This is a genomic window from Pseudomonas sp. NPDC086566 (assembly GCF_050280885.1).
Lineage (GTDB): Bacteria > Pseudomonadota > Gammaproteobacteria > Pseudomonadales > Pseudomonadaceae > Aquipseudomonas > Aquipseudomonas vlassakiae.
The window spans coordinates 13,791-28,275 of sequence record NZ_JBNNWD010000007.1; the positions used below are offsets into that span (position 1 = coordinate 13,791).

Here is a 14,485-nt window from a genome sequence, read left to right on the forward strand (position 1 = left end):
CGACGGTTAAAGCCGCGCAAGGCTCATTTCTCGGGTAAAGTACGCCCCGATCTACCCCTGACCGCTCGGTCAGGGGTTGCTTCTGCCAGGCCTGCCTGCTGCGTCCCCGCCTGGTGCAAGGCAAGAATTCCCTAAAGTTGCGTTGTTTTCGTCAATTCTGGAGTGCTTACAACAATGGCAAAAATCGTCGACATCAAAGGTCGTGAAGTTCTCGATTCGCGTGGCAACCCCACCGTGGAAGCCGATGTACTGCTCGACAACGGCATCATCGGCAGCGCTTGCGCGCCGTCCGGTGCTTCCACCGGCTCGCGCGAAGCGCTGGAGCTGCGTGATGGCGACAAGAGCCGTTACCTGGGCAAGGGCGTGCTGAAGGCCGTCGCCAACATCAACGGCCCGATCCGTGACCTGCTGCTGGGCAAGGATCCTTCCGACCAGAAGGCCCTGGACCGCGCCATGATCGAACTGGACGGTACCGAGAACAAGGCCAAGCTGGGCGCCAACGCCATCCTGGCCGTGTCCCTGGCTGCCGCCAAGGCCGCTGCACAGGATCAGGACCTGCCGCTGTACGCGCACATCGCCAACCTCAACGGCACCCCGGGCCAGTACTCGATGCCGGTTCCGATGATGAACATCATCAACGGTGGCGAGCACGCCGACAACAACGTCGACATCCAGGAGTTCATGGTTCAGCCAGTGGGCGCCAAGACCTTCTCCGACGGCCTGCGCATGGGCACCGAAATCTTCCACCACCTCAAAGCCGTGCTGAAGGCCCGTGGCCTGAACACCGCCGTGGGTGACGAAGGTGGTTTCGCGCCGAACCTGGCGTCCAACGAAGACGCGCTGGGTGCCATCGCCGAAGCGGTCGAGAAAGCCGGCTACAAGCTGGGCACCGATGTGACCCTGGCCCTGGACTGCGCGGCTTCCGAATTCTACGAAGACGGCAAGTACAATCTGTCCGGTGAAGGCAAGTCGTTCGACGCCGAAGGTTTCGCCGAGTACCTGAAAGGCCTGACCGAGCGCTTCCCGATCATCTCGATCGAAGACGGCCTGGACGAGTCCGACTGGGCTGGCTGGAAGATCCTGACCGACAAGATCGGTGCCAAGGTCCAGCTGGTCGGCGACGACCTGTTCGTGACCAACACCAAGATCCTCAAGGAAGGCATCGAGAAGGGCATCGGTAACTCGATCCTGATCAAGTTCAACCAGATCGGCTCGCTGACCGAAACCCTGGAAGCCATCCAGATGGCCAAGGCTGCCGGCTACACCGCGGTGATTTCGCACCGTTCCGGTGAAACCGAAGACTCGACCATTGCCGACCTGGCTGTGGGTACCGCTGCTGGCCAGATCAAGACTGGCTCGCTGTGCCGCTCCGACCGCGTCTCGAAGTACAACCAGCTGCTGCGCATCGAAGAGCAACTGGGCGCCAAAGCGGTTTACCGTGGTCGTGCCGAGTTTCGCGGCTAAGCAAGAGATGGTAAAAAGACAGCAGCCGAGGCTGTCGGAAGTTTCATACTGAAATTTCTGACGCTTCATGCGGGTTTCTGTCAACGAAGCCTGGCCTCGGCCAGGCTTCGTGCTATATGACGCCCGTGTGCGGCGGTCTTTAACCTGGATACCTTGATGCGCAGTCCCTATTGGTTGTTCCTTGTCCTGCTCCTGCTGCTCGGTGGCCTGCAGTACCGCCTTTGGGTGGGTAACGGCAGCCTGGCGCAAGTGGCCGAGCTCAAGCAGCAGATCGACGAACAGCATGCCGAGAACGAACGGCTGCTGGAGCGTAACCGTGTGCTCGATGCCGAGGTGATGGAGTTGAAGAAAGGTATGGAGACCGTCGAAGAGCGGGCTCGTCATGAACTGGGAATGGTCAAAGAGGGCGAAACCCTCTTCCAGTTGCCGCAAAAATGACTGAAACACTGCCGGCCTTCTGGGCCGTGATTCCTGCTGCGGGCGTCGGTGCCCGCATGGCTGCCGACCGCCCCAAGCAATACCTGGAGCTGGCGGGGCAGACCCTTCTCGAGCACAGCCTCGACTGTTTTCTGGGCCACCCCTCGCTCAAGGGCGTGGTGGTCAGCATTGCCGAACACGATCCGTACTGGCCGGGCCTGCGCTGCGCCAACGACCCGCGCATCCAGCGCGCAGCGGGTGGTGATGAGCGCGCCGACTCGGTGCTCAATGCCTTGTTGCTGTTGCATGCCCAAGGGGCTTCGGACGACGACTGGGTGCTGGTGCACGATGCGGCACGGCCGAACCTTGCGCGCAGCGACCTCGACAAACTGCTGTCGGAGCTGGCCAACGATCCGGTCGGCGGCCTGCTGGCGGTGCCGGCACGCGATACCCTCAAGCGCGCCGATGCCCATGGGCGGGTTGCCGCGACGGTGGATCGCAGTACCATCTGGCAGGCTTACACGCCGCAGATGTTCCGCCTGGGGGCGCTGCATCGGGCCTTGGCCGAGAGCCTGGTTTCCGATGTGGTGGTGACTGATGAAGCGTCGGCCATCGAATGGTCGGGGCAGGCGCCGCGGCTGGTCGAAGGGCGCAGCGACAACATCAAGGTGACCCGGCCGGAAGACCTGGAATGGCTGCGCCAGCGCTGGGCCGGTCGGCGCTGAAGTTTTAGATCGGCTCAGGCCTCTTCGCGGGCAAAGCCAGTACATCAGCCCTGCCTATACTCCGGCAACCCCGCCAACCCGTCCTTCAGATAATCCACCAGCCGCCGGACCTTGGGCGACAGGTGCCGCTGCTGCGGATACAGCGCCCACACCGCTGTATTCGGCGGCTGATGCCCCTCCAGCAACGACACCAGTGCCCCACTGTGCAGATGCTCGAGCACGTAATAGTCCGGCAACTGACACAGCCCCATCCCCAGCAGCGCTGCATCGAGCACTGCCTGGCCGCTGTTGCAGCGCCAGTTACCCTGCACCCGCTGGCTGATCTCGCGGCCATCCTGCTGCAAGGCCCACAGGTCGGAACTGCCGATCAGGCAATTGTGCCGGGCCAGTTCCGACAGGCTGTGCGGCCGCCCGTAGCGCTCCAGGTACGCTGGCGATGCGCACAGGTACATGCGCCGCGGTGCAAGGCGCGTGGCCACCAGCCGTGAGTCTGCCAGGCGGCCGAGGCGGATCGCCAGGTCCATACCTTCGTGCAGCAGGTCGAGGGTGCGGTTGCTCAGTTCCACTTCGACCCGCAATTGCGGATACAGGGCCATGAAACGCGTCACCAGCGGCACGATAAAACGCTCGCCATAGGCTACCGCGCAGGTCATGCGCAGCAGCCCCTTGGGTTCGCTGGCCAAGTCGCCCATGGCGCGCAGCGCTTCCTCGCGGCCGTCCTGCAGGCGCTGGCAATGCTGCAAGAAGGTCTGCCCGGCTTCACTCAAGGCTACCCGGCGCGTACTGCGGTACAGCAAGCGGGTCTGCAGGCGCTCTTCCAGTCGGGCGATCTGCCGGCTGATGTGCGACGACGACACGCCCAGGCGCTCGGCTGCCGCCGTGAACTGGCCTGACTCGGCCACGGCGACGAATTCATCGATGCCTTCCCAACGGCTGCTCATGATTATCCCTGCACGGCAATAATGTTTTGGCTTTGCCTGGATTATTCATCAAAAGCGCCTCGATTACACTGCGGAAAAATGAACCGATCCTCTGTCTGGAGACCATGTGATGATCAAGTCCCGTGCTGCCGTTGCCTTCGAGGCCAAGAAACCCCTGGAAATCGTCGAAGTCGACGTGGCCATGCCCAAGGCCGGCGAAGTGCTGCTGCGCGTGGTCGCCAGCGGTGTTTGCCACACCGACGCCTACACCTTGTCCGGCGCTGACCCGGAAGGCATCTTCCCGTCGATCCTGGGTCATGAAGGCGGTGCGATCGTCGAAGCCGTGGGCGAGGGCGTGACCTCGGTGGCGGTGGGCGATCACGTGATCCCGCTGTACACGCCGGAATGCGGCAAGTGCAAGTTCTGCCTCTCGGGCAAGACCAACCTGTGCCAGGCCATCCGTGCCACCCAGGGCAAGGGCCTGATGCCGGACGGCAGCACTCGCTTCTCGTACAAGGGCCAGCAGCTGTTCCACTACATGGGTACTTCGACCTTCTCCGAGTACACCGTGCTGCCGGAAATTTCCGTGGCCAAGATCCAGAAGGAAGCCCCGCTGGAGAAGGTCTGCCTGCTCGGCTGCGGCGTCACCACCGGGATCGGCGCGGTGCTCAACACTGCCAAGGTCAAGCCAGGTGACACCGTGGCCATCTTCGGCCTCGGTGGCATCGGCCTGTCGGCAGTGATCGGTGCAGTCAAGGCCAAGGCCTCGCGCATCATCGCCATCGATATCAACCCGGCCAAGTTCGAGATCGCCCGCCAGCTGGGTGCCACCGACTGCATCAACCCGAAAGACTACGACCGCCCGATCCAGGAAGTGATCGTCGACCTCACCGACGGTGGCGTGGACTTCTCCTTCGAGTGCATCGGCAATGTGCAACTGATGCGCGCGGCACTGGAGTGCTGTCACAAAGGCTGGGGCGAGTCGGTGATCATCGGTGTCGCCGGTGCCGGCCAGGAAATCGCCACCCGTCCGTTCCAGCTGGTGACCGGACGCGTCTGGCGTGGATCGGCATTCGGCGGCGTACGTGGCCGCAGCGAGCTGCCAAGCTACGTGGACATGGCCGAGAAGGGCGAGATCCCGCTGGACACCTTCATCACCCACACCATGGGCCTGGAAGACATCAACAAGGCCTTCGACCTGATGCACGAAGGCAAGAGCATCCGCAGCGTGATCCACTTCTGAGGTGAGCCATGAGCCTGGATAACATCTCCTGCCAGAAGAGCTTCGGCGGCTGGCACAAGCGTTACCGGCATCACTCCAGGGTGCTGGGCTGCGACATGGTGTTCGCCGTCTACCTGCCGCCGCAGGCCGAGCAGGGCGTGAAGCTGCCGGTGCTGTACTGGCTCAGCGGCCTCACCTGCACCGACGAGAACTTCATGCAGAAGGCCGGCGCCCAGCGCCTGGCTGCCGAGCTCGGGCTGATCATCGTCGCCCCCGACACCAGCCCGCGTGGCGAGCAGGTGCCAGGCGACCCTGACGGCGCCTGGGACTTCGGTCTCGGCGCAGGGTTCTACCTCAATGCCACCCAGCAGCCTTGGGCGCAGCATTACCGCATGCACGACTATGTCGTGCAGGAGCTGCCGGCACTGATCGAGGCGCACTTCCCGGCGTCCGACCAGCGCAGCATCAGCGGCCACTCCATGGGTGGCCATGGCGCGCTGGTGTGTGCCTTGCGCAACCCAGGGCGCTATCGCTCGGTGTCAGCGTTCTCGCCGATCAGCAACCCGATGGATTGCCCGTGGGGCGAGAAGGCCTTCAGCCGCTACCTGGGCGAAGACCGCGCGCGCTGGCGCGAGTGGGATGCCAGTGTGCTGCTGGCGGAAGCCCCAGCAGGCGAATGCCCGCCGTTGCTGGTGGACCAGGGCGACCGTGATGACTTCCTCGAGAAGCAACTCAAGCCTGAAGCGCTGGAGCAGGCTGCACGCAAAGGTGGACATGCGCTGACCCTGCGCCTGCAGCCTGGTTATGACCACAGCTATTACTTCATCGCCAGCTTCATCGATGAGCACCTGCGCCATCATGCGATGGCATTGGGGCGGGTGTAACAGCCTGGTCCAAAAGCCGCCCAACCACCTGCAAAGCAGGTAGAATCACGCCCTGACTCAATCAGGGCGTTTTTCTATGCGTATTGGCCACGGCTACGATGTGCACCGCTTCTGCGACGGTGATTTCATTACCCTGGGTGGGGTGCGTATCCCTCACAAATACGGCCTGCTGGCCCATTCCGACGGGGACGTGCTGCTGCACGCCTTGAGCGATGCCTTGCTCGGTGCTGCGGCGCTGGGCGACATCGGCAAGCACTTCCCGGACACTGACCCCCAGTTCAAGGGCGCTGACAGCCGCGTGTTGCTGCGTCATGTGGTCGCTATCGTCAAGGCCAAGGGCTGGAAGGTGGGCAATGTCGACGCCACCATCGTCGCCCAGGCGCCGAAAATGGCTCCGCATATCGAAACCATGCGCCAGCTGATTGCCGAAGACCTGCAGGTCGAACTCGACCAGGTCAACGTCAAGGCCACCACCACCGAGAAGCTTGGTTTCACCGGCCGTGAGGAGGGCATCGCTGTGCATGCGGTCGCCCTGCTGCTGCCAGCATGACCGAACTGGACCTGCTGGGCCCGCGCGCGTCGGGTGAATCGTTGGGCAGCGCAGTGCTCAAAGCCGTTGCCGAAGACTTCCAGGTCGACGAGGTGCTGGACATACCGCTGTCCGGCCAGGGCGAGCACCTGTGGCTGTGGGTAGAGAAGCGTGACCTCAACACCGAAGAAGCCGCGCGCCGCCTGGCCCGTGCTGCTGGTGTACCGGTACGAGCCATCAGCTATGCCGGCCTCAAGGACCGCCAGGCCCTGACCCGCCAGTGGTTCAGCCTGCACCTGCCGGGCAAGGCCGACCCGGACCTGTCGCGTGCCGAAGACGACACCCTGCGCGTATTGAAGCAAGTGCGCCACCAGCGCAAGCTGCAGCGCGGCGCTCACTCGGCGAACGGCTTCACCCTGCGCCTGACCGCCCTGGCAGCCGACCACCAGGCCCTTGATGCACGCCTGCAACAGCTCAAGGTGCAGGGCGTACCAAACTACTTTGGCAGCCAGCGTTTCGGCTATGGCGGTGGCAATGTCCACGATGCCCGGGACTGGGCATCGCGCAAGGCCCTGCCAGAACAGCGCAACGTGCGTTCGCGCCTGCTTTCGGCAGCACGCAGCTACGTGTTCAACCAGGTGCTGGCGGCGAGAGTCGCCGATGGCAGCTGGCAGCGCGCCCAGGTCGGGGACCTGTTGGCATTCACCGACAGCCGTAGTTTCTTTCCGGCGGGCGAGCAGGAATGTTCCGATCCTCGCCTGGGAATCCTTGACTTGCATCCCACCGGCCCGATGTGGGGTGAAGGGCCGTCGCCCGCAACCGGTGCGACCCTCGAGCTGGAAGCGGCGATCGGCGAGCGGCACCTGGCGCTATGCCAATGGCTGGCATATGCGGGCATGAGTCACGAACGGCGCATCCTGCGGCTCCCTATTGGCGGCCTGACGTGGCATTATCCCGAGCCTGATATCCTGCAACTGGAATTCGTCCTTCCGGCCGGATGCTTCGCCACCGTGGTGGTGCGCGAACTCGTCGATCTGGTGCCGGCAGGGCAGACGGACAGCCCATGCGTATTCTGATTTCGAATGACGACGGTGTTACGGCACCTGGCCTCGCCGCGCTCCACGGTGCGCTGGCGGATTATGCCGAGTGCGTGGTGATCGCCCCGGATCAAGACAAGAGCGGCGCCGGCAGTTCGCTGACGCTGGACCGGCCGCTGCACCCGCAGACCCTGGCCAACGGCTTCATCAGCCTCAACGGCACGCCGACCGACTGTGTGCACCTGGGGCTCAATGGGTTGTTGCCCGAGCCGGTTGATTTGGTGGTTTCGGGCATCAACCTGGGGGCCAACCTGGGTGATGACGTGATCTATTCCGGCACGGTGGCTGCCGCGCTGGAGGGCCGCTTCCTGGGCGGTACCTCGCTGGCGTTCTCGCTGTTGTCGCGCCAGCCCGACAACCTGCCCACTGCTGCCCACATCGCCCGGCGCCTGGTCGAGGCACTGCCGCGCCTGCAGTTGCCGCCGCGCACCGTGCTCAACGTCAACATCCCCAATCTGCCGCTGGAGCACATCCGTGGCATCCGGCTTACCCGCCTCGGCCATCGGGCGCGGGCGGCGGCACCGACCAAGGTGGTCAACCCGCGCGGCAAGGAAGGCTACTGGATCGCTGTGGCCGGCGACGCCGAGGATGGTGGGCCGGGCACCGATTTCCATGCCGTCATGCAAGGCTATGTATCCATTACGCCCTTGCAGCTGGACCGCACGTTCAACGATGCCTTCGAACAGCTCGACGGCTGGCTGGAGGGCCTGCTCTGATGCGTGAACAGGACGATCTGCAGCGCCGTGGCGGTATCGGCATGACCTCTCAGCGCACCCGCGAGCGGCTGATCCAGCGCCTCTATGAAGAAGGCGTGTCGAACGCCAAGGTGCTCGAGGTAATTCGCCGTACACCGCGACATCTGTTCGTCGACGAGGCGCTGGCGCATCGGGCATATGAAGACACGGCGTTGCCGATCGGGCACAACCAGACGATCTCCCAGCCGTTCATGGTGGCGCACATGAGCGAGCTGCTGCTGGAAGCCGGGCCGTTGGACAAGGTGCTGGAGATCGGCACCGGGTCCGGCTACCAGACCGCGATCCTGGCCCAGCTGGTCGAGCGGGTGTTCTCGGTGGAACGGATCAAGGTACTGCAGGATCGGGCCAAGGAGCGCCTGGTCGAACTCAACCTGCGTAACGTGGTGTTTCGCTGGGGGGATGGCTGTGACGGCTGGCAGGCGCTGGCGCCTTACAATGGCATCATCGTCACGGCGGTGGCAGCGGAAGTGCCGCAGGCGCTGCTCGATCAGTTGGCGCCGGGCGGGCGCATGGTGATTCCGGTAGGCCAGGCCGGTGAGGTGCAGCAGTTGATGCTGATCGTGCGCGAAGAGCACGGTTTCTCCCGTCGCGTGCTGGGCGCGGTTCGGTTCGTGCCGCTGCTCAACGGCCCACTGGCCTGAAGCGCCAGGAATATTTGCAGCAGCAACGAATTCTTGCGGCACGGCCCTGTCTATCTGGCGGGGCCAGAGCCCTGCCAATGCCGTGTGGCTTGGTTATAATTGCAACAATATTGCATTTCTTTTCGTCTTATCGATTTTCTGCACCATGAGGGGAGCGCGGGTGGGGCACACAGTCATTCGGCAGCGCAAGGATCGGTCGGCTTTCAAGCTTCTGCTGATTGCACTGGCCATGGGCACCTTGCTGACAGGTTGCTCCAGCACCAGCAGCAGTTCCAGCGGTGCCCGCGTGGTCGATCGAAACGCTGCAGCGCCCAAGCGGCCGGCAGTGACGTCGGGGCAGTACGTCGTCAAGCCTGGCGATACGCTGTTTTCCATCGCCTTCCGCTATGGTTGGGACTACAAGGAGCTGGCGGCACGTAACGGCATTGCCGCGCCTTACACCATCCGCCCGGGCCAGGCCATTCGTTTCAGCAGCGGCTCCTCCGGCAGCAGTACGGTGGTTTCCAGCCCGTCCTCATCGAGCCGGACAACGGTCATTCGTCGCCCTGCCGGGACGCCTATCAGCCCCGCTGGGAACGGCGGAAAGTCGACGCCAACAACGCCCGCCACGCCTGCTCCGGTGGTTACCACGGTGCCCGCCGCAGAGCGTGCGGTGGGGAACTGGACATGGCCAGCCAATGGCGTGCTGATTGGAAAATTTGCTTCAAACGGTAGTTTGAATAAAGGCATTGATATCGCCGGTGATTTGGGACAGCCTGTTTTTGCTGCGTCTGATGGTACGGTGGTCTACGCCGGGAGTGGCTTGAGGGGCTACGGCGAATTGATCATCATCAAGCACAGCGACACCTACGTCAGTGCCTACGGTCACAACCGCAGGCTGTTGGTTCGGGAGGGGCAGCAGGTCAAGGCAGGGCAGTCGATTGCTGAAATGGGGTCTACGGGCACAGATCGGGTGAAGCTGCATTTCGAGATTCGCCGCCAGGGCAAACCCGTCGATCCGCTCCAGTTCCTGCCACGCCGTTGATCGTTGTACCCCGGCCTGTTCCTTGGATGTAGAGGGGACAGGCTCCTGCGATGCCAGGGAGACAGGCGCCGCAAGAGTCTGAGTTCGAACTCAGCAAAGGACTATAACAATGGCTCTCAGTAAAGAAGCGCCGGAGTTTGACATCGACGATGACGTCCTCCTCATGGAGACGGGTATCGTTTTGGAAACGGATGTGGTGTCAGACGAACCTGCTGTACCTTCGGTTCGGACCAGAGCGAAATCGGGCTCTTCGCTCAAGCAACACAAGTACATCGATTACAGCCGGGCGCTCGATGCCACCCAGCTGTATCTCAACGAGATCGGATTCTCGCCTCTGCTTTCGCCGGAAGAGGAAGTGCACTTTGCGCGCCTGTCGCAAAAGGGTGACCCTGCCGGCCGCAAGCGCATGATCGAAAGCAACCTGCGCCTCGTGGTGAAAATCGCCCGCCGTTACGTCAACCGTGGCCTGTCACTGCTCGACCTGATCGAGGAGGGCAACCTGGGCCTGATCCGCGCAGTGGAGAAGTTCGACCCGGAACGCGGCTTCCGCTTCTCGACCTACGCGACCTGGTGGATCCGCCAGACCATCGAGCGGGCGATCATGAACCAGACCCGCACCATCCGCCTGCCGATCCACGTGGTCAAGGAGCTAAACGTCTACCTGCGCGCTGCGCGGGAGCTGACCCAGAAGCTCGACCACGAGCCTTCGCCAGAAGAAATCGCCACCCTGCTGGAGAAGCCGGTCGCCGAGGTCAAGCGCATGCTGGGCCTGAACGAGCGCGTGTCTTCAGTGGACGTGTCGCTCGGCCCGGACTCGGACAAGACCCTCCTCGATACGCTGACCGACGACCGCCCGACCGATCCGTGCGAATTGCTGCAGGATGACGACCTGTCGCAAAGCATCGATCAGTGGTTGGGTGAGCTGACCGACAAGCAGCGTGAGGTGGTGGTGCGCCGCTTCGGCCTGCGTGGGCATGAGAGCAGCACTCTCGAAGATGTTGGCCTGGAGATCGGCCTGACCCGCGAACGCGTGCGGCAGATTCAGGTGGAAGGGCTTAAGCGCCTGCGGGAGATCCTTGAGAAGAACGGGTTGTCCAGCGAGTCGCTGTTCCAGTAAGCCAGGATCATCGCATCTGAAGCGCCCCGATGACCTCGGGGCGTTTTTGTTTGTGCTTTCCGGGTAATCCTGTTCTGGCCTCTTTACGGGCGAGCCTGCGAAGAGGCCGGTAAAGCGGTAGAAATCCGGAGCCGAGCAATATGTACGGCGCTACCCTTGATGCATGGCGTGTAAGCCTTTGCTTACTCTTTATGTAAGCCATCAGTGTAACTAGCAGTACATCAAAGCCGCTTTCAAATCAGGTTTTTTCGTAACACTCTGAAAGTTATGAATTTTTTGGCTATGTGGAAATGTGTCCCCAGTAATATCCTGAGATATCTGGCAGTTGCCTGGCTTGGGGAACTCGCTAGTATTCGAACTGTGCACACGGACATGCACAGGCTTTCAGGGAGAAGGCCAAGGACATCGCAAGAAGCGATTTTTCATCAGGATGATGTTTGGGACAAGCAGGGACTACGGAAAAAATGTGGGCGGGTCAAACCGCCCCTTTTTTTTGCCTGCAGAAAATGAAAAAAGGCCCGTTACGGGCCTTTTTCGTGTCCGGGCGCTTAGCGCTCCAGATCGGCAATCTTGCCAGGCTTGCCATCCCATTCTTCTGCGTCGGGCAGGGCGTCCTTACGCTCGGTGATGTTTGGCCAGATTTCGGCCAGCTCGGCGTTGAGCTCGATGAAGTTTTCCATGCCTGCGGGGATCTCGTCTTCCGAGAAGATCGCCTGGGCCGGGCACTCAGGCTCGCACAGTGCACAGTCGATGCACTCGTCCGGGTGAATCACCAGGAAGTTCGGGCCTTCGTAGAAGCAGTCCACCGGACAGACTTCCACGCAGTCGGTGTATTTGCATTTGATGCAGTTGTCGGTGACGACGAAGGTCATTTCTAGTTCTCTCCTCAGGCGACGGCGGCAGCCCTTCCTCTCAGGGCCGCGCGGTTTACGGGCATGTGGCTGCAGGCCAGGCTAATTGCCTGCAGCACCAGCAAACCGCGGCGGATTCTAACAGCTTGTAGTGGGCGCCGTTATAACAGGTTCTTTAGTTGATATAGCGTTTCGATAGCTTGACGCGGGGTCATGCCGTCCAGGTCCAGCTTGCCCAGCTTCTCGATGGCCGGGTGTGGCAGGCTGGCGAACAGGTCGCTCTGGTGCGGGACTTGCGGCTCGTCCTTGGCCTTTTTGCTCACCGGTGCTTCATGGGGCAGGCTGGTGGTTTCCAGCCGGCCCAGGTGCTCGCGTGCGCGCAGGATCACTGGCGCCGGCACGCCCGCCAGCTGCGCCACGGCCAGGCCGTAGCTCTGGCTGGCCGGGCCAGGCAGCACGTGGTGCAGGAAGACGATACGCTCGTTGTGCTCGGTGGCGTTCAGGTGCACGTTGGCCACCAGCGGTTCACTCTCCGGCAGCACGGTCAGCTCGAAGTAGTGGGTGGCGAACAGGGTGTAGGCACGCAGTTCGGCCAGGCGCTCGGCTGCAGCCCAGGCCAGTGACAGGCCGTCGAAGGTGCTGGTGCCGCGGCCGACTTCGTCCATCAGCACCAGGCTGCGGTCGGTGGCGTTGTGCAGGATGTTGGCGGTTTCGCTCATCTCGACCATGAAGGTCGAACGCCCACCGGCCAGATCGTCGCTGGAGCCGATACGGGTGAAAATGCGGTCGACCAGAGACAACTCGCAGCTGGCGGCCGGAACGAAACTGCCGATGTGCGCCATCAGCACGATCAGTGCGGTCTGGCGCATGTAGGTGGATTTACCACCCATGTTCGGGCCGGTGATGATCAGCATGCGCGTGCTGTTGTCCAGGCTCAGGTCGTTGGCCACGAACGGCGTGGTCAGCACCTGCTCGACCACCGGGTGGCGGCCTTGCTCGATGCGCAGGCACGGCTCGTCGGTGAAGCGCGGGCAGTTCAGGTCGAGGTTCAGCGCACGTTCGGCGAGGTTGCTCAGCACGTCCACCTCGGCCAGCGCGGCAGCGCTGTCCTGCAGCGGAGCCAGGTGGCTGATCAGGGTTTCCAGCAGCGCGTCGTAGAGCATCTTTTCGCGCGCCAGGGCACGGCTCTTGGCCGACAGCGCCTTGTCCTCGAAGGCCTTGAGTTCGGGCGTGATGAAGCGCTCGGCGCCTTTGAGGGTCTGGCGGCGGATGTAGTCGCCCGGTGCCTGCTCGGCCTGCTTGCTCGGCAGCTCGATGAAGTAGCCGTGCACACGGTTGTAGCCGACCTTGAGGTTGGCAAGGCCGGTGCGGGCCTTCTCGCGGGTTTCCAGGTCGATGAGGAACTGCCCGGCGTTCTCGCTGATCGCCAGCAGCTCGTCCAGCTCGCTGTCGTAGCCGGCCTTGAGCACGCCGCCATCACGGATGACCGCTGGCGGGTTGTCGATGATCGCGCGCTCCAGCAGGCTGGCCAGCTCCGGGTAGGTGCCGGTGATGGCGGCCAGGCGTGCCAGGTGCGGCGCTTCCAGCTCGCTCATGGCGTTCTGCAGCTCGGGCAAGGCACCGAGGGCATCGCGCAGGCGCGCCAGGTCTCGTGGACGGGCATTGCGCAGGCCGATACGGGCGAGGATGCGCTCGATATCACCGATTTCCTTGAGCTGCGGCTGCAGCTTTTCGAAGCGGTAGCCGTCCAGCAGGCAGCGGATCGAGTCCTGGCGTGCCTGCAGCACCTTGAGGTCGCGCAGCGGGCGGTTCAGCCAGCGCGTCAAGAGGCGGCTGGCCATGGCGGTCTGGCAGCGGTCGATCACCGACTGCAGGGTGTTGTCGCGACCACCGGCCAGGTTGATGTCCAGCTCCAGGTTACGCCGGCTGGCGCCGTCGAGGATCACCGTGTCGTCCAGGCGCTCGTGGCGCAGGCTGCGCAGGTGCGGCAGGGCCGTGCGCTGGGTTTCCTTGGCGTAGGTCAAGAGGCAGCCGGCGGCACCGATGGCCAGGGTCAGCTTGTCGCAGCCAAAGCCCTTGAGATCCTTCGTCGCGAACTGCTGGCACAAGGCCTTGCGCGCCGAATCGCGGTCGAAGTCCCACGGCGCGCGGCGACGGGCACCCGGGCGCTTCTCGGCGGGCAGGTCGCGTGGCCAGTCGTCGGGGATCAGCAACTCTACCGGGTTCAGGCGCTCGAGCTCGGCCAGCAGGTTTTCCCAGCCTTTGATCTCTTGCACGCTGAAGTTGCCGCTGGTGATGTCCAGTACCGCCAGGCCAAACAGGCGTTCATCGCCGAGCAGGGCGGCAATCAGGTTGTCGCGGCGTTCGTCGAGCAGGGCCTCGTCACTGACCGTGCCGGGGGTGATGATGCGCACCACCTGGCGTTCAACCGGGCCCTTGCTGGTGGCCGGGTCGCCGATCTGCTCGCAGATCACCACCGACTCGCCCAGCTTCACCAGCTTGGCCAGGTAGCCCTCCAGCGAATGGAACGGAATCCCGCACATGGGGATCGACTGGCCGGCCGACTGACCGCGCGCGGTCAAGGTGATGTCCAGCAGCTTCGCGGCCTTTTTCGCATCTTCGTAGAAGATCTCGTAGAAGTCGCCCATGCGGTAGAACATCAGCTGGTCCGGGTGCTGGTTCTTCAGCTTCCAGTACTGCTGCATCATCGGTGTGTGTGCGGAAAGATCAGACATTCGGGGCCTTACAGCGGGTGATCTGGTTGGCGATTGTGAAACCGGCAATGGTACAGGCTTTTTCAAGCAGATGCAGGCGCGGGCCATGAGACATGCGCACGCAG

The 14,485-nt window shown here is 63.0% G+C and carries 14 protein-coding genes; 11 read left to right on the top strand and 3 right to left on the bottom strand.

The window, feature by feature from the left end; all coding sequences use genetic code 11:
- Positions 1-174 precede the first annotated feature (174 nt).
- The 3 genes from eno (at position 175) to ispD (ending at position 2,606) form a co-directional block, all read left to right on the top strand.
- Positions 175-1,464, top strand: a complete 1,290-nt coding sequence (gene eno, locus ACQKPS_RS16945) for a phosphopyruvate hydratase (RefSeq protein ID WP_176506548.1) — start codon at positions 175-177, stop codon at positions 1,462-1,464.
- Positions 1,465-1,620: 156 nt separating this feature from the next.
- Positions 1,621-1,902: a cell division protein FtsB gene (gene ftsB, locus ACQKPS_RS16950; protein WP_054885359.1), complete on the top strand. Its 282-nt coding sequence runs from the start codon at positions 1,621-1,623 to the stop codon at positions 1,900-1,902.
- Complete coding sequence (gene ispD / locus ACQKPS_RS16955; RefSeq protein WP_254483607.1) at positions 1,899-2,606, top strand: 2-C-methyl-D-erythritol 4-phosphate cytidylyltransferase; 708 nt, start codon at positions 1,899-1,901, stop codon at positions 2,604-2,606. Before ftsB ends, ispD begins: the two co-directional genes overlap by 4 nt.
- Positions 2,607-2,650: 44 nt before the next feature.
- Here ispD and ACQKPS_RS16960 read toward each other — a convergent pair whose 3' ends face one another.
- A complete protein-coding gene (locus ACQKPS_RS16960; RefSeq protein WP_283723815.1) occupies positions 2,651-3,547 on the bottom strand; it encodes a LysR substrate-binding domain-containing protein in 897 nt (298 codons plus the stop codon).
- A 109-nt stretch (positions 3,548-3,656) separates the two neighbouring features.
- Here ACQKPS_RS16960 and ACQKPS_RS16965 point away from each other — a divergent pair, with 109 nt between their 5' ends.
- The 8 genes from ACQKPS_RS16965 (at position 3,657) to rpoS (ending at position 10,795) form a co-directional block, all read left to right on the top strand.
- Positions 3,657-4,769, top strand: coding sequence for an S-(hydroxymethyl)glutathione dehydrogenase/class III alcohol dehydrogenase (locus tag ACQKPS_RS16965; RefSeq protein ID WP_313202346.1), 1,113 nt, complete (start codon positions 3,657-3,659; stop codon positions 4,767-4,769).
- A gap of 8 nt (positions 4,770-4,777) precedes the next feature.
- Complete coding sequence (gene fghA, locus ACQKPS_RS16970) at positions 4,778-5,632, top strand: S-formylglutathione hydrolase (RefSeq protein WP_427604983.1); 855 nt, start codon at positions 4,778-4,780, stop codon at positions 5,630-5,632.
- Positions 5,633-5,708: 76 nt separating this feature from the next.
- Positions 5,709-6,182 (top strand): 2-C-methyl-D-erythritol 2,4-cyclodiphosphate synthase, encoded by a 474-nt coding sequence (ispF, locus tag ACQKPS_RS16975; RefSeq protein WP_054885354.1) that lies wholly within the window; start codon positions 5,709-5,711, stop codon positions 6,180-6,182.
- On the top strand, positions 6,179-7,237 hold the full coding sequence (gene truD, locus ACQKPS_RS16980) for a tRNA pseudouridine(13) synthase TruD (RefSeq protein WP_427604985.1): 1,059 nt from the start codon (positions 6,179-6,181) through the stop codon (positions 7,235-7,237). The genes ispF and truD overlap by 4 nt, the downstream gene beginning before the upstream one ends.
- Positions 7,225-7,974, top strand: a complete 750-nt coding sequence (gene surE, locus ACQKPS_RS16985; RefSeq protein ID WP_254483613.1) for a 5'/3'-nucleotidase SurE — start codon at positions 7,225-7,227, stop codon at positions 7,972-7,974. Before truD ends, surE begins: the two co-directional genes overlap by 13 nt.
- A 41-nt stretch (positions 7,975-8,015) precedes the next feature.
- Entirely contained in the window at positions 8,016-8,654 is a 639-nt protein-coding gene (locus ACQKPS_RS16990) for a protein-L-isoaspartate(D-aspartate) O-methyltransferase (protein WP_176506620.1), read from the top strand.
- A 160-nt stretch (positions 8,655-8,814) separates the two neighbouring features.
- The gene (locus ACQKPS_RS16995; protein ID WP_054885403.1) at positions 8,815-9,678 is read left to right on the top strand and encodes a peptidoglycan DD-metalloendopeptidase family protein; all 864 of its coding nucleotides are present in this window, start codon (positions 8,815-8,817) and stop codon (positions 9,676-9,678) included.
- A 109-nt stretch (positions 9,679-9,787) separates the two neighbouring features.
- Positions 9,788-10,795, top strand: coding sequence for an RNA polymerase sigma factor RpoS (gene rpoS, locus ACQKPS_RS17000; RefSeq protein WP_016392283.1), 1,008 nt, complete (start codon positions 9,788-9,790; stop codon positions 10,793-10,795).
- Between the two features lie 548 nt (positions 10,796-11,343).
- On the opposite strand, the gene fdxA is transcribed toward rpoS, so the two are convergent.
- The gene (gene fdxA, locus ACQKPS_RS17005; RefSeq protein ID WP_176506544.1) at positions 11,344-11,667 is read right to left on the bottom strand and encodes a ferredoxin FdxA; all 324 of its coding nucleotides are present in this window, start codon (positions 11,665-11,667) and stop codon (positions 11,344-11,346) included.
- Between the two features lie 140 nt (positions 11,668-11,807).
- The gene (gene mutS / locus ACQKPS_RS17010) at positions 11,808-14,381 is read right to left on the bottom strand and encodes a DNA mismatch repair protein MutS (RefSeq protein WP_254483615.1); all 2,574 of its coding nucleotides are present in this window, start codon (positions 14,379-14,381) and stop codon (positions 11,808-11,810) included.
- Between the last annotated feature and the right edge of the window lie 104 nt (positions 14,382-14,485).